Annotated in this window: 20 protein-coding genes and 1 pseudogene; 2 read left to right on the top strand and 19 right to left on the bottom strand. The window is 35.9% G+C overall.

The window, feature by feature from the left end; genetic code table 11:
- Window positions 1-40 precede the first annotated feature (40 nt).
- The 16 genes and pseudogenes from DT250_RS20295 to DT250_RS20220 all read right to left on the bottom strand — a co-directional run bounded on the left by DT250_RS20295 (window position 41) and on the right by DT250_RS20220 (window position 14099).
- Complete coding sequence (locus DT250_RS20295) at window positions 41-352, bottom strand: AzlD domain-containing protein (RefSeq protein ID WP_000425942.1); 312 nt, start codon at window positions 350-352, stop codon at window positions 41-43.
- Window positions 343-1068, bottom strand: a complete 726-nt coding sequence (locus DT250_RS20290; protein WP_075310279.1) for an AzlC family ABC transporter permease — start codon at window positions 1066-1068, stop codon at window positions 343-345. The genes DT250_RS20295 and DT250_RS20290 overlap by 10 nt, the downstream gene beginning before the upstream one ends.
- Window positions 1061-1897 carry a TrmB family transcriptional regulator gene (locus tag DT250_RS20285; RefSeq protein ID WP_149213625.1) on the bottom strand — a complete coding sequence of 279 codons (837 nt, stop codon included), beginning with the start codon at window positions 1895-1897 and terminating at the stop codon, window positions 1061-1063. The genes DT250_RS20290 and DT250_RS20285 overlap by 8 nt, the downstream gene beginning before the upstream one ends.
- A gap of 391 nt (window positions 1898-2288) precedes the next feature.
- Window positions 2289-3420, bottom strand: a pseudogene (locus DT250_RS20280) (RNA-guided endonuclease InsQ/TnpB family protein).
- Between the two features lie 763 nt (window positions 3421-4183).
- Window positions 4184-4957 carry a flagellar basal-body rod protein FlgG gene (locus tag DT250_RS20275; RefSeq protein ID WP_149213624.1) on the bottom strand — a complete coding sequence of 258 codons (774 nt, stop codon included), beginning with the start codon at window positions 4955-4957 and terminating at the stop codon, window positions 4184-4186.
- 42 nt (window positions 4958-4999) lie between these two features.
- Window positions 5000-6319 (bottom strand): flagellar biosynthesis GTPase FlhF, encoded by a 1320-nt coding sequence (gene flhF, locus DT250_RS20270; protein WP_149213623.1) that lies wholly within the window; start codon window positions 6317-6319, stop codon window positions 5000-5002.
- Between the two features lie 14 nt (window positions 6320-6333).
- Complete coding sequence (flhA, locus tag DT250_RS20265; RefSeq protein ID WP_064469660.1) at window positions 6334-8400, bottom strand: flagellar biosynthesis protein FlhA; 2067 nt, start codon at window positions 8398-8400, stop codon at window positions 6334-6336.
- Between the two features lie 24 nt (window positions 8401-8424).
- Window positions 8425-9471: a flagellar type III secretion system protein FlhB gene (gene flhB, locus DT250_RS20260; RefSeq protein ID WP_098130836.1), complete on the bottom strand. Its 1047-nt coding sequence runs from the start codon at window positions 9469-9471 to the stop codon at window positions 8425-8427.
- 10 nt (window positions 9472-9481) lie between these two features.
- The gene (locus DT250_RS20255; RefSeq protein ID WP_149213622.1) at window positions 9482-10243 is read right to left on the bottom strand and encodes a flagellar biosynthetic protein FliR; all 762 of its coding nucleotides are present in this window, start codon (window positions 10241-10243) and stop codon (window positions 9482-9484) included.
- A 15-nt stretch (window positions 10244-10258) separates the two neighbouring features.
- The gene (locus DT250_RS20250) at window positions 10259-10534 is read right to left on the bottom strand and encodes a flagellar biosynthetic protein FliQ (RefSeq protein WP_001098085.1); all 276 of its coding nucleotides are present in this window, start codon (window positions 10532-10534) and stop codon (window positions 10259-10261) included.
- A 33-nt stretch (window positions 10535-10567) separates the two neighbouring features.
- A complete protein-coding gene (locus DT250_RS20245; protein ID WP_001220582.1) occupies window positions 10568-11326 on the bottom strand; it encodes a flagellar type III secretion system pore protein FliP in 759 nt (252 codons plus the stop codon).
- The gene (locus DT250_RS20240) at window positions 11323-11643 is read right to left on the bottom strand and encodes a hypothetical protein (protein ID WP_000121176.1); all 321 of its coding nucleotides are present in this window, start codon (window positions 11641-11643) and stop codon (window positions 11323-11325) included. Before DT250_RS20240 ends, DT250_RS20245 begins: the two co-directional genes overlap by 4 nt.
- A 12-nt stretch (window positions 11644-11655) precedes the next feature.
- Complete coding sequence (gene fliN / locus DT250_RS20235; RefSeq protein ID WP_000680010.1) at window positions 11656-12015, bottom strand: flagellar motor switch protein FliN; 360 nt, start codon at window positions 12013-12015, stop codon at window positions 11656-11658.
- Between the two features lie 10 nt (window positions 12016-12025).
- A complete protein-coding gene (gene fliM, locus DT250_RS20230) occupies window positions 12026-13012 on the bottom strand; it encodes a flagellar motor switch protein FliM (protein ID WP_064459929.1) in 987 nt (328 codons plus the stop codon).
- A gap of 14 nt (window positions 13013-13026) precedes the next feature.
- The gene (locus tag DT250_RS20225) at window positions 13027-13251 is read right to left on the bottom strand and encodes a flagellar motor switch protein FliN (protein WP_000775712.1); all 225 of its coding nucleotides are present in this window, start codon (window positions 13249-13251) and stop codon (window positions 13027-13029) included.
- A 62-nt stretch (window positions 13252-13313) separates the two neighbouring features.
- A complete protein-coding gene (locus DT250_RS20220; protein ID WP_149213621.1) occupies window positions 13314-14099 on the bottom strand; it encodes a lytic transglycosylase domain-containing protein in 786 nt (261 codons plus the stop codon).
- 257 nt (window positions 14100-14356) lie between these two features.
- Here DT250_RS20220 and DT250_RS20215 point away from each other — a divergent pair, with 257 nt between their 5' ends.
- Window positions 14357-15448: a flagellin N-terminal helical domain-containing protein gene (locus DT250_RS20215; RefSeq protein WP_088121775.1), complete on the top strand. Its 1092-nt coding sequence runs from the start codon at window positions 14357-14359 to the stop codon at window positions 15446-15448.
- 262 nt (window positions 15449-15710) lie between these two features.
- Window positions 15711-16511, top strand: a complete 801-nt coding sequence (locus tag DT250_RS20210) for a flagellin N-terminal helical domain-containing protein (protein ID WP_149213620.1) — start codon at window positions 15711-15713, stop codon at window positions 16509-16511.
- A gap of 95 nt (window positions 16512-16606) precedes the next feature.
- Here the strand turns inward: DT250_RS20210 and DT250_RS20205 are convergent, their stop codons facing one another.
- The 3 genes from DT250_RS20205 to DT250_RS20195 form a co-directional block, all read right to left on the bottom strand.
- Window positions 16607-17554, bottom strand: coding sequence for a DNA-binding domain-containing protein (locus tag DT250_RS20205; protein ID WP_149213662.1), 948 nt, complete (start codon window positions 17552-17554; stop codon window positions 16607-16609).
- A 637-nt stretch (window positions 17555-18191) separates the two neighbouring features.
- Window positions 18192-19100, bottom strand: coding sequence for a chemotaxis protein (locus DT250_RS20200; RefSeq protein WP_000075958.1), 909 nt, complete (start codon window positions 19098-19100; stop codon window positions 18192-18194).
- A gap of 124 nt (window positions 19101-19224) precedes the next feature.
- Window positions 19225-19710: a LysR family transcriptional regulator gene (locus tag DT250_RS20195; RefSeq protein ID WP_149213619.1), complete on the bottom strand. Its 486-nt coding sequence runs from the start codon at window positions 19708-19710 to the stop codon at window positions 19225-19227.
- Window positions 19711-19758 lie beyond the last annotated feature (48 nt).

The following is a 19758-nucleotide window of genomic DNA, read 5'->3' as shown; positions in this document are numbered from 1 at the left end:
TGTTATTACACTTTTCGCTATTATATGAGTGTAATCCTTTTTAGAAAAAGAAACGTAACAAAATAATCACAATCACTCCCGTTAATACTGTACCTAATAAACTACGAGTATATATTGCAACAAGAAATGTTGGGATTGCTGCGATAAGGTAATCCCACTGCATCGTCTCATGCATAAATAGTACTTGGGCTAAAAGTGCTGCTAATATCGCAATTGGTATGTAATTTAGCCATTTTAAACCCCAGTCTGGAATTTGTAGTTTGCTAAATACGAGTAGAGGTAAAATACGTGGCACGAGTGTGACAGCTCCAGCTGCTAGTAAAAGTAATAGTACGTCTAATCTCATTTCCATTTTTCAATCACAACTCCAATCGTCGCAGCTAGTAATGTTGCGATAATAACCGCTATACTATCTGGCATAAATAAGTGTGAAACGTATGCGATCATAATCGCTACAATTGCAACAGTAAGATGAATTGCTAGTTTCGGTTTACTACTTATGAGCTGAAGTACAAATAATCCGATAAACATTGCTGGTAATGCATAATCCATCCCGTACGTATGTGGATCTGGTATCCACTCACCAAACAGCCCGCCAATAATAGTAGCAAGAATCCAATTTAAATATGCTGTTACATTTAAGCCCATCATCCACCTGTCGCCTACATATCCTTTTTGCGCTGCATGCTGCACTGCAACGCCGAACGTTTCATCTGTAATTTGAGAACCGATAAATACGTTTTTTAATAGCGGAAGTTTCGTAAAGTATGGTGCAAGGGCAGCACTCATTAGAAGGTGGCGTAAATTAACAAAAAAGACGGTGAAAATGATTGCTGAAGCAGGAGCACCGGCTGCATACATACCAGCTAATATAAATTGGGCAGAACCTGCATAAATTAAAGTGGACATAAATGCAATTTCAATGATGGAGAAACCTGCTGTTTTTGCAATTACACCAGCTGCTATACCGATGCTTAAATAACCAAATACAGTTGGTAAACAATCTTTTACTCCTTGCTGAAATGTATCATCGCTCTGCAAAGCTACATGTGCCTGAGCCTTACTCATCCATATCATCCTCCATTCTTTCCATCGTTCTTTTTCCTGTTACGACATGAACTAAATCTATATTTTCACGCCACAACGTATCTAACTTATCAGCCCCAAATTCCTTCGTAATTTCTTCGACCATAATATCGTGCCGCACATACTCTGTAGCAACGAGCACTAAAGCTGGGTCATACGTTGTTACGGCCCATGAGGTACTATCATTTGAAAAGTTCGCAATTAATACTTCCTCTCCATCACGAGCAATAACAGTTAAATGACCACCCATTCTCTTTTCAACAACGTGGGGCGTCATATAATTATGGTGAAACGTCGCGCCTATTTTTGTATTTGGAGCGCCAAATAAGATTGAAAATATATGTACACCTTCCTCTTCCTTTTGACGAATATATGGCTCAATTTCATGCACTTGATCTTCCCATACAGAAATCCATAACTCGTCCTTTGCCCTATTAATTATATTGCATATTTCTTTTACAACACGATCATTGGAGCGAATATGCGAAATTACATCTATTTGTCTCTCTTGTTCTAAACAATTTAATTTCCGGTCTAAAAATTCAAAGGACTTTTCAAAATCTTTTCGCATTCGATCCATTAGCTCCGTAGCTGGTACTGGTACATATTTCACTGGTTCAGTAGGAACGATATGCACTGCTCCTTTATCCATCAATTTACCGAGCACTTCATAAATCATCGAACGAGGTACTCCTGTCTGTTTACTCACTTCATACCCAGTTACTGGGGAATGTTTTAATAATCCAATATACGCTTTACATTCGTACTGGGAAAAACCTAACTTTTGTAATTCCTTTATTATTTCATCCAACGGTAATCCCTCACATTCTATATAACTCTCATCTCAAAACGATACATATATATTAGTAGTTATTAGTATACCTACTAATATAAAAAAACAGACCTACAAAGTCAATTGATAATTCTGAAATTTAACCCAAAAATAAAAAGCCTTTCATCAGAAGGCTTTTTCTACATACTATTTCACTTATTTTAGTTGCAACGTATTTGATAGATTCTCCTCCAAATGCTCCCGTAAAGTAGAACCTGTATACTCTTCCGATACGATAAACTTAACTAAATCTATACAATTCAATCAAATTTATACAAATTAGTGCTTCATCGTGTTCTCGCAACCCCGAGGGGACGAGGGGTATAACACTCCACACGAGGCAGTATCGTTACCTCCTATTATCAAGCATTTATTTTACCCATCTTGATAAATTTATCGAAGCATTTACATCCCTATCGTGATGGCTATTGCACCCAACACAACACCACTCACGTATTTTTAAACTCCACTGTCCTTCTGGTTGAACTGAATGGTCGTATTTTACTCCGCAACATGAGCAAATCTTGCTTGAGGCGAACCATTTATCAGCTTTTACATACTCAATGCCATACTTCTCGCACTTGTATGATAAACATTGAAAGAAGAAGTTTAATTTTTGAAATGAAAATGCTTTCGATAGTTTTTTGTTTTTTAACAGGTTTGAGATAGATAAGTCTTCCACAACAATCCTCATTGGTTTGGTTTTCACCAATTTAGCTGTTGCTTGATGGATATGGTTATTTCGGATATTCATAATTTTCCTAGATAACCGCAGGTGCTCAGTTTTGGCTTTTTCATATCCGGCAGATTGAATTTTTACACCTTTTTTAAATCTCCTAGACATATCTCTTTGCGCTGACTTTTTCCTTTTCAAAAGTTTTTTAACCTTAGCATCTTTGTTTATATTTCGTTCTTTCGTACCATTAGAAGCTACAAACAGCTCTTTTAAACCAACATCCACACCAATCGACTCATTGGTTAGTTCTTGTGATGCAAAGTCTTCTTGGAACCCTACACTAATTCACCAGTGACGACCATCAAAGGTAACTCTTGGATTTGATGGCTTTTTTGTTTCTTGGTAGTTGTTGGCTTGTTTTCACTTCTCCAACGGACTGAATATGAACTACTTTCTTTCCTATAATCAGTCTTTCATAATTAGCATAAAATCCTTGGATTAAATCTTTTTTGGATTTATAAGAAGTGTGAGAACCATTTTTGTACTTTTTGAACGAATGTTTCCTCGCCTTATCAAAATCTTTTGAAGCCTGTTTGGGAACTTGTGCGTTGATGTCATTTAACCACTCATATCTCTTTCGCTTCTTGATCTTTGTAAATCGTTTCTGTAAAGCTAACTGTGAAACAGATTTTCCAAATAGCTTATAGTATCTATCACTCATTCTTTTACAATAGTTATAAGCGAATCTTGCAGCACCAGCATGGTTTCTAAGCACTTTTTCTTGTTCAGGCGTTGGAATCAGTCTGACTTTCTTCGCCAATATCATCAGAAGCCTACTCCTTTACTGTGCGATTATTCGGGCACTCACCTTTCAGATAATGAAAGATTTATTCTTCTGAATAGTAGCGTACTCCACCAGCATTCTCCTAAGACTACTAGGATACAAACCTGTTAATTCCGATACTTGACTAACTCGTGAAAATTTCATTATTATTCTCACCTCATTGAATCCACCATAGCACATACGTTCTATATATTCAATGAAGTTTGATAGATTCAATAAAATTTATCTCGTTCAACTAAGGGCGCAATTCCTTAGCCAGTTCTCTTATGAACTTCTCATGTTTTCACATGAGCGCAGACTATATGTTTATCTCTTTAGAGATAGAGGATTTTCCACCACCATAGGCTTGTGGTGTACTCTCGTCAGTTATACGAGATAGTCGTTGAACATTCATCTTATCCATTTTGACTTAGATGATTCGAGGCGGAAGACCCATTATTCTAATGTTTAGGATTTAACCTTGCACCATCTGATTGATTTTTTCTGCTTTCGCGACATTCACACTCGCTATTTCTAGCCACGTTGTAGTTCAATCAGCTTTAGGGATTGCCCGCAGTTAACCCTCACTACTAGCCAATCACTTGACTAGCAGGGCTTGCTGATATATTTAATTCACTTAGTTAAATAAACATTGCTATCATTATGAAGTTCTATCCTCACAATAACAATGTTGATAATCATTATCACTTTAAGATGTATCTGTAATAAAAGCAATAAAAAAAAGACTTCCGCTAACGGAAGTCTCTTATCTCAATATTTCATTCGCTTCTTTTTCATAAATTTTATCAAATGAAGTCATAACGCGTTGTGACGCTGAAATCATTTTTTGATCCGTCATAAGATCAGCCATCTCTTTCGTCATATCTACATTTGAATTTTCTAGCATATGGTTTTTTACTAAGCCTGCTCCGTTCGGTAAATCAGCAATGTTTCCTTCTGCTAGTGTAAAGCTTTTGTTCTCTCTTTGTACGAGACGATTATTCGCTTCTGCACCTACTGTTTTTGTTTGCAGGCGGGCAATATTATTTTGTGTTACTGCATCATATAACGTACCGTCTGCTTGTACAGCTACTTTTGCTCCTTCTGGAATACGAATACGTTCATTATTCTCTCCCATTACGAAAGCGCCTGAAGTTGTTTGTAAATAACGATCACTATTTAATGTAAAACTACCGTCTCTCGTTAAAAACGTTTCATTATTTTTAGATGTAACAAAAAACGAAGCTGTGCCGGCCGTACCGTCATCTAAAAAGAAATCTGTATCACTATTTGTCATTTGTATATTTCCTTGTACTAAGTTCACATGCGTTGCGGCTGGTACTACAGCGTAATCAGTCGAACCGATATTTGTCACAGCCCCATCTCCGCGGCGATATGTGTCTTGTACATCAAATACTTTAGAAGTCATATTTTCTGCTTTAAATCCTGTCGTTTGAGCATTTGCAACGTTATTCGAATGAACATTAATGCGCTGCATGTAATTCATCATACCCATAGAACCTATATAAAGACCGTTCATAATCGTTTGAATAAGGCAGTTGCCTTATCCTTCACCTCTCTTCTATGATGTTTGCAACATTTGTTTCGCTAAATGTTCAGCTGTAGCGATATGTATATGTTGCTTCACGTCTTGTCCGTCTGTCATTAATACAATTGGAGCTGATGATACTGCTGGAATTTTCAATAATTCACCACTACTTGCTGTTTCATCAAATTTCGTAAATACGATACCATCAATATGAATATCTTTAAAATTCGTAATGATTTCAATCATATCTTTACTTTTCATCGAAGCTGATAACGTTAAACAAATATAATCTGGCTCTACTTGTCCCATCGTTTCAATCATTTCTTCTACTGTTTCTGACGCACGATAATTTTTTCCGGCGGTATCAATTAAAATATAATCGACGCGCGCTTCTTCTTTAAAATACGTAAGCGCTCTTGTCATCGCAGCTTCATCACGTACAGCGATTACTTCAAATCCAATTGTCTTAACGTAATCTTGCAGTTGCTGTACTGTTCCAATGCGTGAATGATCTGTCGTAATAAAACCGACCGTTTTGTTCTTATCGTGAAACTGCCATGCCATTTTCGCAAGTGTCGTCGTTTTTCCAACTCCAGTTGGACCGATTAATGCAATTGTTTGCACTTCTTTTTCAAAAACGTTTTCCGTGTTGAAATGGGATCTCATATCTTCCAATATATATCCGATCACTTCTTCTTCTGTAATTATCGTTGCATTCTCAAACTTCACTTTTAACTTCTCAGCATATGCATGAATGAAGTATTGTTCTACATCGTTTTGCTCTAGCATGCGAATTACTTTTTGAATAATAAACGGTACAGATTCTTGGTTTTCTTTTTTTACAACCACTTCTTCTTTCTTGACCGGAACAACTTTTTTCACAGTTTTTTGCTTTTTTGTTACTTTCGCTACTTTCGTTTCTTCCGTCTGTTTCACAACGACGATACCTTTTTCAAACAGCTTTAATAGTTTCTCTTTCTTTCTTGTCCATTCTTCACTATTTCCTGTTTGCATCGCCGCATATGACATAGAAGTCGTCACGTTTTCTAAATTGTGCAGTACCGATTGAATTCCGTTCGCCTTCACAATTTGTTCTGAAGAATCATTTACAACATCCATTAATTGTTCATGAAATTGAGCTGTGCCTTCATTCACTTCTTCCTGTTTATCCTCTGGAAAAGCAACTAACATTTCATAATTCTTTTTCCAAAAAAACGGGATATTTCGTTTTACACTTTCATCGACAACGTAATAATAATCTGTACCATATTGGTCAAATAACTTTCGATACAATTCATTTTTCGAAGCTGCTTTTATTCGCATTAACGCTTCTTTCTTTTCTGTACTTTCCATTACTTCACCCCCTACTATTCAATATAGGCAATTTGATCTACAACAATTTCCGGTGCTAATTCGCTAATACAAAGTACTTGCGCTTCTACTTGATAACGCTCAAGAAGTCTTACAATCGCAAATCTGAAATCTTTTCTACGCGTTAATAATACTGGTTCTCTTCCCATTAAACGAGCTTGTTTAAATACGCGTTGCACTTGTTCAACAACACGTGTTTCTAAATCTAAATCCCAGTTTAATAAGTAACCTTGGTATGAATTATTTACAACATCCGCATCTAACTCGATTGAATCTGAGAAGAGCGCCGCATAAATTTTACCGTCAGGATTTTTCGCATTTTCACAAATAACTTTTGAAATACATTCACGGACGAATGACGTTACACCGTCTACATGGTTTTGATAAATTTCTTTTCCGTCAATAATACCTTCAATAATGGTTGGTAAATCACGAATAGAAATACCTTCTTTTAGAAGTTGTTTAATAACATTTTGAACGAGTGATAAGTCGATTTCTTTCTTCTTAATCTCCTCTAGTAAAACGCCGTTATCATTTTCAAGCGAGTTAATTAAGTCTTTTACATGTTGACGCTGAATTAACTCATGAAGATTACGTCTAACGATAACATCTAAATGTGTAATTAATATGCTAAGTGGCTCTAATACTTGATAGCCTTTCATTTGTGCATCTTGTACCATATGTTCTAAAATCCAATAGCCATCTTCACCAAAAATCGGATCTTTCGCTGGTTCTGCATCTAAATCGGCCATTACATTCGGTGTTTTCAGTGCTAATAAGTAACCTGATTTTAAAACACCTTCAGCTGCCTTCGCACCTTTAATACGAATAATGTAACGTCCGCGTGGTCTAAAACTCGTATTATCTTTAAAGTTAATGCCAGGAACGTTAATACCAAGGTCGGTAATAATCGACTTCCTCATTAAAACAACTTTATCACGAGCTGTTTCCCCGTTAATCTTCTGCTTTACAAGTGCTGCTAAATCTAAACCGAGTTCTACAATAATTGGATATTTATCTGTAAATACTCCGAATGAATCTTCGACTTGTTGCAGTTGCTCATCTTCGCCTTGAATCATTTCTAATTCTTTTTGAAGCTCGTCTTCTTTTTCTTTCTTTATTCGGTTTTTATTACGAATTCCTAAGAAGATAATTGTTCCACCAACGAGTGCGAATGGTAGAAATGGTAGCGGAGTAAAAATACCCATTGCTATAAATAAACCACCAAGCGCATATACAACGACTTCATGTGCTAATAACTCTTTAAAGATACCTTCTGTTACTGTATCAGATGAACCATCAAATACACGCGTTACGATAATACCAGTTGAAATCGCAAGCATTAACGAACCAATTTGGTTTACAATTCCGTCACCGACAGTTAACTGTGTATAGTGAATAGCTGCTTCAGCAAAGCTCATTCCTTGCTGCATCATGCCGACAATTAAACCGAAAATAATGTTTACGAATAAAATGACAATCCCGAAAATAACGTCCCCTTTAATGAACTTCCCGGCACCATCCATCGCTCCGTAAAACTCTGTTTCCATATTTAATTTCTTTCGTTTTGCCTGTGCATCTTTTTCAGTAATAATACGCTGGTTTAAATCCGCATCGATTGACATTTGTTTCCCGGGTAAAGAATCAAGTGTAAAACGAGCCGCAACTTCAGCTGTACGTGACGCACCGTTTGCAACGATAAACTGGAATATGATTAATACTATGAAAATAACGATACCAATTAATAAGTTCCCGCCAATAACAAACTGACCGAACTCTTCAATAACATGCCCCGCATTTCCGTCTGTCAAAATCGCTCGCGTCGTCGATACGTTAATCGATACGCGGAAAATCCCGATTAATAACAGCATCGTCGGAAATGACTTTAATTCATCCCACTCGTTAATACTTGTTGCTCGCATATAAATAAGCACTGACATACTTAGTAAAAAAACGATAACGATATCAAGTATAAATGGTGGAAGTGGAATTAAGAGCGCCACTACGAATGACGCTGCTAAAAAGATAGAAAAATAGGTTCTTGCAGAATCTATCTTAAACACAAGAGATCTCCTCCAACCGCGCTATTATACTTCAAGTTCATTCGTTTGAATTAAATAGCGCATAACTTCAATTACAGCTACGTATAAATCTTCTGGAATCGTCTCATCTTCCTCGACTTGATAATATAAAGAACGAGCAAGCGGACGGTTTTCCACCATTGGTATTTCTTGTTCGCGGGCAAGCGTTCGTATATATAATGCGAGCTCATCTTCCCCTTTTGCAACGACAATTGGCGCCGCATCAACCTGTTTATTGTACCGAAGTACGACCGAAATATGAGTCGGGTTGTTTACAATAAATGTTGCACCATCCATCTTCTTCGCAATTGTCCCTTGCAAGATGGCATGCATAAAGTTTTTTCGCTTTCCCTTTACTTGCGGGTCCCCTTCATTATCTTTATGCTCCCTTTTTACTTCTTCTTTTTTCATCTTAATATCTTGTTCGTACTCCCATTTTTGATAAATAAAATCAATAATAGAAAGAACAATTAATATAATTAAAATAGCTAAAAAGATAAATTTAATTTGCCTAATAATTTCAGTAAGTGACGCAGTCCAGTTAAATCCAATCATACTAACAATCTTCTCTAAATTCTTTTTAAAGAGAATGTAAGCGACGTAACCGATTAATCCCATATAAAATAGTGATTTCAAAATATCTACTAAACTTTTACGACTAAACAATCTCGTAAAATAGTTTTTTGGGTTAATACGCGACGCTTTCGGCTTAATGACTTTAGAAGAAAATAAGAAACCGACTTGAATCATATAATTGAATAAATGAAAAGCGTATACGAGTATTAATATCGGAGCTGATACTTTTAGTAATAAAATACCCATTAAATAAAAATACTCGGTCGAATCTGTATTTTTTCCAATTTGCTCAAACAGTACCGCGACAGAATTTGCAATCTCATAACCGAGCCAATCTCCGAAAAAATAAACGACAACTGCTAATACAAGTATGGAAAATAAATTATTTAAATCTTTACTCCGGGCAATATTCCCTTCTTCACGCGATTTCTTACGCTTCTGCGGGGTGGCCTTTTCTGTTTTATTATCCTTTGCCATGCGCGTCCCCCTACTTCGTTAAGAAAAAGTTAAATAGTTTCGTATATTCTTCAAGCAATACATCTGTCATATTTTTAAACACATAACCGAGCATCGGTACACTCATCGCAATAAACAAAATACCACATGTAATTTTAATTACGAATGCATTCATAAAAATATTTAATTGCGGTGCATTTTTTGCGATTAAAATTAAAACAAAGTTAATGATGAATAAACTTCCCATAAGCGGAAGAGCAATTTCAACCGCTGATGTAATCGCAAATAATAACGTTGCGAGTAGACTATCTAGAAAACTAGTCGTCAGCAATTTTGAAATCGCCTCTGTATATTGAAACGACTTTAAAATCGTGGCAACGAAATAATTAATGCCGCCAAGTGAAATAAAAATAATGAGGAAAAATATATCAAAAATGGTTGATAGTAAAGTAGACTGTGAGCCTGCATTTACATCAAACAAACTTGCCTGTGATAAACCGATATCAAAATCTAAAATATGCCCTGCCATTTTGGGAATGTTCCACAGCATTTCTACAATTTTTGAAAGCGATAATCCGATTACAATTTGCGTTCCTGCATAAGCTGCAACGTCCCAAGTTGTCTTTATGTGAGAAACATCAACTTGATCGGCAACTGTAATCGAAAGAGCAAGTCCAACTACAACCTTTGCCATCGCTGGAATGGATCGACCTGAGAAAAACGGTAAAAAATATAAAAATGAAGTAATGCGGCAAAACGCAAAAAACGTCGCCGCCCATAATTCCATATTCATTTCAGTTCACCCATCTTAGTACGAACGCAATAGCGATGGGATTTTATCAAATAAATCTAAAATAAGCGTCGTTAACTCTTGAAACATCCACGGACCTAAAATGATAATAACGAGTACAATACTCGCCATTTTCGGTAAAAACGTCAGCGTTTGCTCTTGAATTTGCATCATCGCCATAATGACAGCGATGATAATAACGACAATCATACTTACGCCGGCAACCGGCATTAAAATCATAACCCCTTTATAAAAAAAGGTTTGAAAAATATCTATAATTGGTGACGTATTCATTTATATGACTCCTATCACATAGCATCAAACGCTTCAGGCGACCGTTTTAAACATAATGTCGACGATTTTTGTATATCCACCTAAATATACGAAAACAAGTATTTTAAACGGTAAACTTAAAATCATCGGCGGTACCATCATCATCCCGAGGTACATTAAAAGTGTACTAATAATCAAATCTATAAATACAAACGCTAAATAAATGAACATCCCCGTTAATAATCCCTTTTGAATTTGCGTTAACGTAAAGGATGGTACGAGCGTAAATAAGGAAAGATCTTTCAAATCTTTCGGCAACTCTTCTCCGCGCACTTTCAGCATCATTTTTAAATCATGCTTATACGTATGCTTTGACATATACTCTTTCATAATCGGAGCTGTCGTCTCCGCAGCTTGACTTACTGTTATTTTCTCTTTCGTCATCGGATCCCACACATCGCTCTTTAGCTGCCCAAGTACAGGCTGCATCGTAAAGAGTGATAAAAATAATGCAAGTCCAACAAGTACTTGGTTCGGTGGTAAATTCATTACCCCAAGTCCTTGACGTGTAATCCCAAGAACGATCATAAAATAAGTAAAATGTGTAAATAATAGAACGATAGAAGAAGATAATGATAAAAGGGTAACGAGCGCAAATAATTGTACACTTGAATTACTCGTAAACTCTTTTCCATTTTCGAAATTAATAAAACCGTTCGGGGCCGCATACGCTGGATTTACAAAAATAATTGAAAAAACGATAGAAAATACGAAAATAACGGCTAATAATGATAACTGTTTCTTTATTCTCATGATGGATCCTCTACTTTTTTCGTTTCACTCTTCACCGCGTCTTCTAGCGCTTGTTGAAACTGATTTCCTGTTCCTGTTAATTGCACAGATTGTACACCGTTATTACTAATAACAGTGAACACTTGCTTGCCATCCACTTCAAATAAAAAGGCACTCGTTTGATGATTTAAATACACGCCGTCTTTTACTTGAATATGGCCATTTTCACCTTGTTTAAAAAACTGCTGCTTGCGCGTCTTTTTCGTCATATAATATGCACCGTAGCCGAGCGCACCAAACAGTAAAACGACTTGAAATAAGGTCGTCATATACGACATATGACTCCTCCTCTACTCTTTATCTTGCATTTGACTTTGCGCTTTCATAAGCGCAGCTTGCTTCTTATCGGCTTCAATTTCAGAAATGATAATACCGAACTTCTCGTCCATTACGATCGCTTCCCCAATGCCGACTTTCATATTACTTAAATACACATCTACTTTATGTCCTAGGTTTTTCTCTACTTCCAGAACATCGCCAACTTTTAACTGTTTCACATCACCAAGCGTAATAGATGACTTCCCAAGCTTTACACCAAGTTCAATCGAAATATCTGAAACGGTATCAATATGTGCTTTACCCGCTTCATTTCGCTTTCCTGCAAAATCTTCTAATCCCATTAATGACACAGGAGATACTTCATGCTTCATATGGATCCTCCTACTCTACAAAACTTTTAAATAAGAGCGCCTTACGCGTTCCATCTTTCCCAATAAAACAATTAAATTTATGCTTTCCATCTACATAACCAAGTAATTCATCCGAAACTTTCGTATGAAGCGGAATAATATCGCCTTCTTCAATTTGTTCAATCTCACCCATTGTCATCTTTTGCTCGCCAATTGCAACGTGAACAGGTTTATACACTTGATTTACTTTCACTTCCACTTCAGACGTATACTTCTTACGTTTATCCGAAGAATGTTCGACAATATTTTCAGACGTTAACTTATCCATAATTTCTTCAACAGATAAGAACGGAATACCGATACGCACCGTCGTATTCCAAAAATCTGTTTTCATATTTACGTTCAGTAATGAAATGATATCACTCGCTGTCGTAATCTTTAATGCATTCGGATCTGTCTCCGTCGTTACAAATTTCGGTTCAATCGCCACAACACTTTCAAATGATTGCTCTAAATTTTTGCAAAGAAGCATAAAAATATTATCCAGTGTTAAAAACTCAAATGCGGTAAGTGGTCTGCGCATCGTAAAGTTACGCTTACTATCTCCACCAAGCCAACATTCATGAATATAAATAACGAACGCTAAATCAATCTCAATAACAATTTCTCCAAGCTCCGGAAGGCCAAGATCAATAACGCAATATAAATAATAATCTTTCGGCATTTTCTCCACATACTCACTCGTAAACGGAACTTGCTCAACCGTTGAAGGCTCAAGCTCAATTGGAATACGCATACGCGCTGCCAACGTCTGTGACGTCTGTTTACCAAATGTAGAAGCAATCGCTTGCAAGCTACGTAAATGCTCAACACCGAACTTCTCCGGTCTATTAAAATCATACTCTTGAAATTTCTCTTGCTTCCCTGCTTCTTGTGCGAAAGCTGGCATTTCCTCGCCTTCATTTACCGCCTTCAGCAGGGCATCAATTTGCTCTTGGCTTAATTTTTCGCCACTCATGACAATCCCCTTCCCTACCTTTTCAATTCAACGATTTCAACGTACATCTTCCCGTTTTTCGTCAAAATCTTTCCGGTTCCAATCTCTTCATTCTCAAGCATAAGACGCACCGTATTTTTCGTTGAATTTTCAAGACGATACAATGTACCTTTCGTAATATGAAGCAAATCTTCAATTTTCTTTTTCGTATTTCCGATTTCAAAATAAATTGTTAACGGAATATCATCTTGTAATTTCAAATCTAGCCAACTCCCATATCATGTTCACGAAAATTTCATGTTCTCTCTATATATGAAATTTCTTATTTTGAAACGTCGATATTTAATATTTTTTTAATATATCCTTGCGTTTCTTTAAATGGCGGTACGCCTCCGTACTTTCTCACATTACCAGGACCTGCATTATAAGATGCAAGCGCTAGTACGAGATCGCCGTTATTTTTCTTCAAATAACCGCTTAACTCTTTCACGCCGCCCTCAATACTTTCAGCTGGTGAAAATGGATTTTTTATACCCATCTCTTTCACATTCGCTGGCATAAGCTGCATAAGACCCATCGCACCGGCATGTGACACCGTTTTCGGATTAAAATTAGACTCTACTTCAATCATTTTTTGAATTAACGTTTTCGGAATTCCGTATGTACGACTTACTCGATCAATAATATCCTCATACTTCCCCTCATTGGAAGAACGTATTTTTTGAATATTATACTTCTTCGTTAATTCCCACGTATCAGCAGCCTCATTTTTCGTTTCTGGGAAACGTCGTTCAAACTCTTTTTGTGCGACTTGCACTTCATCTACGTTCTTCGTTTCAGTCTTTTCTTCAGGCTTACTCGCTTCCTCTACTTTATTAATAGATTGTTCCGGTTTATTTACGACCGTTTCTATTTTTGTAGATTGTACCGGCTGACTCATATCTTCTACCTTTGCCGGCTGCGTAGTACCCTTCGTCTCCCTCGCAGGTTCACTCTGCAACTTCTCTTGAAAACGACTACTAACGAATGCTTGTGGACTACTTAGCTTTTGCTGAATTTGTCCTTTCTTATATGCAAGCACTTCTTTTACTATATTTCCAACTATCATAATATCACCTTTTCGGTAAACAAAGATAATCTAATATTAGAGTTTTTTTTTAAAGTTTGCAATAATCCTTTTAATAATATTTTAATAAAAAAATGAATATATTGTTAAACTGTTATTTTTTTATATTTATTAATTCGAATTTTTAGTTGACACCCGCTATGACAGGGATTACAATAAATCTCGAAATTGATTTTTTCGCATATTACCGTTTTTCAATTTGCAGAAAAGTCAATATAAAAAAATGGGGGTTCTTAATTATGAGAATTAATACAAACATTAACAGTTTACGCACGCAAGAATACATGCGTCAAAACCAATCAAAAATGAGCAATTCTATGGACCGTTTATCAAGCGGTAAACGTATCAACAACGCTTCTGACGATGCAGCAGGTCTTGCAATCGCAACTCGTATGCGTGCACGTGAAAGTGGTCTAAACGTAGCAGCTAACAACACACAAGACGGTATGTCATTAATCCGTACAGCTGACTCAGCAATGAACTCAGTATCTAACATCTTACTTCGTATGCGTGACATCGCTAACCAATCAGCCAACGGTACGAACACTGATTCAAACAAATCTGCACTACAAAAAGAATTTGTTGAATTACAAAAACAAATTACTTATATTGCAGACAATACTCAATTTAACGATAAGAACTTATTAAAAGAAGATAGCGCAGTTAAGATTCAAACACTTGATTCAAGTAGTGCTGCTCAACAAATTGGTATTGATTTAAAAGGTGTTACTCTAGACAAATTAGGAATTGATAAAATTTCTATTGGTGGTGCTGCTACTACTGCAATTGAACAAACAGACATTGACGCTGTTACTAATGGAATTGGTGCCTTAACAAAAGATTCTACAGTAGCTACTGATATTAAGGCTATTAAGGATAGTTTTGATAAAATCAAAGCAGGCATGGATGCTAAAGATGTTACAGCAATTGAAACTGCTCTTAATGGATTCAAAGATGGTGAAGCAACACCAGCAGCTGCAGGTGTTGACGCTATTCAAGCTGCTTTAGCAGGTGCTAAACTTCCTACAGCAACAGCTGCAGCTGACAAAGTAGATGCTTTAGCAGCTGTCGAAGCAATTGATAAAGCTCTAACAACAGTTGCTGACAACCGCGCAACTCTAGGTGCTACATTAAACCGCTTAGACTTTAACGTAAACAACCTTAAGAGCCAATCTTCTTCTATGGCTTCAGCTGCTTCTCAAATCGAAGACGCTGACATGGCGAAAGAAATGTCTGAAATGACTAAGTTCAAAATCTTGAACGAAGCTGGAATCAGCATGCTTTCTCAAGCAAACCAAACTCCACAAATGGTTTCTAAATTATTACAATAAGCCATTTAAGTTAGTTTCCTGAATAAACCTCTCCGCTTGCGGAGAGGTTTATTTTTTCTATATAGATGAATTATTTGTAAGATCTTTCTTTTTTAGGTAGGAGAGAGCATCCGCGTTGCCTAGCAATGATTATTAACCTATCTCTATCCCCTCTCTCGTTAAAACACAACTAGAAGATAAGCATAAGTCCTTTTTTCTTTTCATAGCTGTTTATCGTCTTTAAAACTATATATATGAATTTATAAAATGAGGAGTGTATATTATGCGTATTGGTACGAATGTTTTGAGTATGAATGCTAGGCAATCACTATATGAGAATGAAAAACGTATGAATGTTGCGATGGAGCATTTGGCGACTGGTAAGAAGTTAAACCATGCTTCTGATAATCCAGCTAATGTTGCAATTGTGACTCGTATGCATGCACGAGCGAGTGGTATGCGTGTGGCGATTCGTAATAATGAGAATGCGCTATCAATGCTTCGGACAGCGGAAGCTGCTCTTCAAACTGTGACGAATATTTTACAGCGCATGCGTGATTTAGCTATTCAATCTGCAAATGATACAAATTCAAATACAAACCGTAATTCACTGAATAAAGAGTTTCAATCTTTAACAGAACAAATCAGCTATATTGGCGAGACGACTGAATTTAATGATTTATCTGTATTTTACGGCCAAAACCGTCCTGTTACGTTAGATGATATTGGTCATACAGTAAATGTAACGAAACATATTCCCCCTTCCCCTACACAACATGACATCAAGATTTCAACAGAACAAGAAGCAAGAGCGGCAATTCTTAAAATTGAAGAGGCTTTACAAAATGTATCACTTCATCGTGCTGATTTTGGGGCTATGATGAATCGTTTACAGTTTAATATTGAAAATTTAAATAGCCAAAGTATGGCCCTAACAGATGCTTCATCTCGAATTGAAGATGCAGATATGGCGCAGGAAATGAGCGATTTTTTAAAGTTTAAATTGTTAGCTGAAGCTGCACTTAGTATGGTTTCACAAGCAAATCAAATACCACAAATGGTTTCCAAGTTGCTACAATCTTAAAAAATCATCTTCCTTCTTTGAAACGATTCCATACAAAACAAAAGGGAAATACATATACACTATGTATCTCCCTTTTATTTTGTACCCAAATTTTATTACTGCGTTACAGTCATAACCTGTCCACTACGATCAACCATAATTTTCATTTTACCGTCTTGTGCGTTATATAACCCTAATTTATGCAAATCTTGTTTACATTCTTTTACGAAGAAAGGTAATGTGCGAATTTGATCGATATCAGAGCTCGTAATGAAATGAATTAAATGATGCGTCATTTCTTTTATATCATGAACAAGCTCTTCCTTTTCTCGCTTTAACCTTTCATTTTCAACCCGTAATACATGTAATTCGCCCTCAAGACCACGAACACTCTTTTCACCTTTTGAACGCTCTGCAGCCATGCTAGAAAGCTTATAGATTCCTTCCATGAACTGATGTAGTTCATGCTCTTTTCTTTCACTACACTGGCTAATGGTTTCAAAATTATCAACAATACCAGATATAACTGTTACAAGGCTTTTTTCGTTCTCTGTATTTGGAACTTCATTTCTTAATTCTTGCTTGTTTTCTTTTTTTATTTCAACAATTGGTTCTTTTACAGGCATATATTTTCGCTTTCGTCCTGGTTTTTGTTTTTCAATATTTTCAAACGGTATTTCACATTTTTTTAATTTGTAATACGTATTTTGTAATTGACTTGCTGTTTTTGGAAAAAGATTTAGTTCTTTTTTACTAATGTATTTTGAAATATTAATAATGTTTAAACCGTGACGTTGGGAAAATTGATACACTTCATACAGTAACTCTAGCTCAGACTTTAGCCATGTAATTGTTGATTTTCCATACGCCCGCATCCCACCATTTCTTTCTATATCTATTTGAAATAATACCATCCTATTATGTAAATCAACTAGTTCTTCATAATTTACTTGGAATAGTTTTTCTATTTTTTTAAATTCCTCTTCTAGTTGCACATCGTTCACTTTATTATTTGACATGTTTTGTAAAAGATTTAATACATTGATTGCTGTGTGGTGATACATAATCTGTGTCACTCCCCCTCATCCTTTCACAATTCTCATCTGACTCCCATGTCTTCTCAGAAAATAGCAATTTTTACATATCCATATTATAACATTTCGAAATTATCTGTCAAATAATAAACATACAAAAATGTATAGAAAGTATAGAAATAGAAAAATTATTTTTAACTAATATGTATAATTTCATATTAATTATATTATATGGTATTTTGGATATATTTTCACCGAAAAAGTTTGCGTTACTACGCAACCTTACTAGCATATTCAAAAAATACGCTCTCTTATATTTTCAAATAAACAAACTCGCTATTTATTCATTAAACGAATTGAAAATCTCGAAGTAGAGACTATTCATACAGCCACAAACACTCCAGAAATGTTTAATCTTCCTACCTGTACAGCAGAGCATAGAATGCAAAAAAGGAACTAGCCATTACTACTTACACGTGGCTAGTTCCCTCCTCCCTACTAAAAAAATAGAGTTATATATCAGTTCTTCAAACCCTCAATCAAAGGCTCTTTTCTTCTACTGACCTAAAACCACTCCATATATCTGGTCTCACATCGCATGGGGCTCTATTAGGCACGACCGCCACCACGCATGGCTAGCTTCTCTATTCCAGCTAAAAAGAAGCTTTTAAAGCACTAACTTATCTACTAAACCAATTAACTCTTGAATATCTGGCTTACTTACTTGAGCATTTGCTCCTACAGCTTCGCCTTTATGGAATAATTCATTTGTAATTAATGAAGAGAAAATAATGACCGGTAAACGATTCATTACTTCACTATCCTTAACCACTTTTGTTAAATGATGTCCATCCATTTTCGGCATTTCAATATCAGTAATTAGCAGGTGAATATGTTCAAACATTTTTTCACCTTGCTCTTTCGCTAGCTTTTCAATTTGTGCTAATGCTTCTGCACCATTGCTGAAGAAATTCATTTTCGTATATCCAGCTGATGATAATGTTTCTTCTAATATTTGACGAAGCATTGCTGAATCTTCTGCAATATAAATCACTTTTTCAGCTCGATCTGTTTTCTGTTCTAACCCTGCAAGTGATTTATTGTCATAACCAGTACCGCTAATTTCGCATACAATTTTCTCATAATCTAATAGTAAAATGATTTGTCCATCTAGTTTTACAATACCAGATGTCGTTTCTTCTAGTCCCATAGACAATGAAGCTGGTTCATCAATTTGTTCCCACGAAATACGTTGAATTCGATGCACTTCATCAACACGGAAAATAACTTTCATTTGATTTAATTCTGAAATAATAAATTTCGTTTGATCAAGTGGCTTTGTCGATTTTAAATTAAGAGCCGTTGCTAAGTTAATAACAGGTAAAATTTCACCACGTACTTGAACAACACCTTCAACTGCATGATGAGATTCTGGCACTGTTGTAACAGGGAATGGATTAATGATTTCACGTACTTTCATTACATTAATACTAAATAAGTTTTCACCAACAGTATATGTTACAATCTCTAATTCATTTGTTCCGCTTTCTAATAAAATACTTTGTGCTTGTGACATAAAGGTGTCGCTCCCCTTCCATTAATTCCGTATATCTAATTATTAAGCTTTATTAAACCGAAAAAGTCAACTACCTATATGAAAAATATAGATAGTTGAACGTTTCACTTATCTAAAAAGACGCTTAATCTTGTAAAAATGAAGCAATTACCTCTAATAAAACTTCTTGTGCTCCTGCAATTTCTGTCGGCAGTGCTTCCCATTTTTTCGAAAGTTCCGTTTCTACTCTTATTCTTAGCTCCGGATTCATTTCTTCTAGCACATATTCTTTCGTCGCTATATCAACATCCAGAAGCGCGAGTGCATATAATTCTGGATCATTTATTTTTTTAAATAATTGTTTCAATATAGCTGGTGCTATATGTTTCAATTTTTCAATATGAATTTCCTTATCCGAAAATAGTAACTCATATTGAATAAATGTAACATTTTCTTTAATCACTTTAAAGTAGCAATTATTTTTTTTATCATTTACAAAATAACCGTTCGGATCTGCAATAATACTCTCTACTTTACGAATTAAATCCGGCAAACTACTCGCCGCCATTACAGTCCGCTGCTCAACCTCACTCGGCGAAATGAATGTAACGCGATACTTATTCTGCGCCATCCTCCTCACCTCTCCTTTTATAAAAATCTATCGCCACAAATAAATGTA

This window comes from Bacillus sp. AR2-1, from assembly GCF_008368755.1.
GTDB classification, from domain to species: Bacteria; Bacillota; Bacilli; order Bacillales; family Bacillaceae_G; genus Bacillus_A; species Bacillus_A wiedmannii.
Note: the sequence above shows the minus strand (reverse complement) of the source record. Positions and strands in the feature narration are given on the sequence as shown.

What these genes read in the sequence shown, in the direction of transcription:
- fliN (WP_000680010.1), bottom strand. Translation starts at nt 12,015, where the DNA reads ATGAAGCATGAAGTATCTCCTGTGTCATTAATGGGATTAGAAGATTTT.
- DT250_RS20195 (WP_149213619.1), bottom strand. Translation starts at nt 19,710, where the DNA reads ATGGCGCAGAATAAGTATCGCGTTACATTCATTTCGCCGAGTGAGGTT.
- DT250_RS20205 (WP_149213662.1), bottom strand. Translation starts at nt 17,554, where the DNA reads ATGTATCACCACACAGCAATCAATGTATTAAATCTTTTACAAAACATG.
- flhB (WP_098130836.1), bottom strand. Translation starts at nt 9,471, where the DNA reads ATGGCAAAGGATAATAAAACAGAAAAGGCCACCCCGCAGAAGCGTAAG.
- DT250_RS20200 (WP_000075958.1), bottom strand. Translation starts at nt 19,100, where the DNA reads ATGTCACAAGCACAAAGTATTTTATTAGAAAGCGGAACAAATGAATTA.
- DT250_RS20245 (WP_001220582.1), bottom strand. Translation starts at nt 11,326, where the DNA reads ATGAGAATAAAGAAACAGTTATCATTATTAGCCGTTATTTTCGTATTT.
- DT250_RS20210 (WP_149213620.1), top strand. Translation starts at nt 15,711, where the DNA reads ATGCGTATTGGTACGAATGTTTTGAGTATGAATGCTAGGCAATCACTA.
- DT250_RS20255 (WP_149213622.1), bottom strand. Translation starts at nt 10,243, where the DNA reads ATGAATATGGAATTATGGGCGGCGACGTTTTTTGCGTTTTGCCGCATT.
- DT250_RS20215 (WP_088121775.1), top strand. Translation starts at nt 14,357, where the DNA reads ATGAGAATTAATACAAACATTAACAGTTTACGCACGCAAGAATACATG.
- DT250_RS20295 (WP_000425942.1), bottom strand. Translation starts at nt 352, where the DNA reads ATGGAAATGAGATTAGACGTACTATTACTTTTACTAGCAGCTGGAGCT.
- fliM (WP_064459929.1), bottom strand. Translation starts at nt 13,012, where the DNA reads ATGAGTGGCGAAAAATTAAGCCAAGAGCAAATTGATGCCCTGCTGAAG.
- DT250_RS20275 (WP_149213624.1), bottom strand. Translation starts at nt 4,957, where the DNA reads ATGAACGGTCTTTATATAGGTTCTATGGGTATGATGAATTACATGCAG.
- DT250_RS20250 (WP_001098085.1), bottom strand. Translation starts at nt 10,534, where the DNA reads ATGAATACGTCACCAATTATAGATATTTTTCAAACCTTTTTTTATAAA.
- DT250_RS20220 (WP_149213621.1), bottom strand. Translation starts at nt 14,099, where the DNA reads ATGATAGTTGGAAATATAGTAAAAGAAGTGCTTGCATATAAGAAAGGA.
- flhF (WP_149213623.1), bottom strand. Translation starts at nt 6,319, where the DNA reads ATGGAAAGTACAGAAAAGAAAGAAGCGTTAATGCGAATAAAAGCAGCT.
- DT250_RS20290 (WP_075310279.1), bottom strand. Translation starts at nt 1,068, where the DNA reads ATGAGTAAGGCTCAGGCACATGTAGCTTTGCAGAGCGATGATACATTT.
- DT250_RS20240 (WP_000121176.1), bottom strand. Translation starts at nt 11,643, where the DNA reads ATGTCGTATATGACGACCTTATTTCAAGTCGTTTTACTGTTTGGTGCG.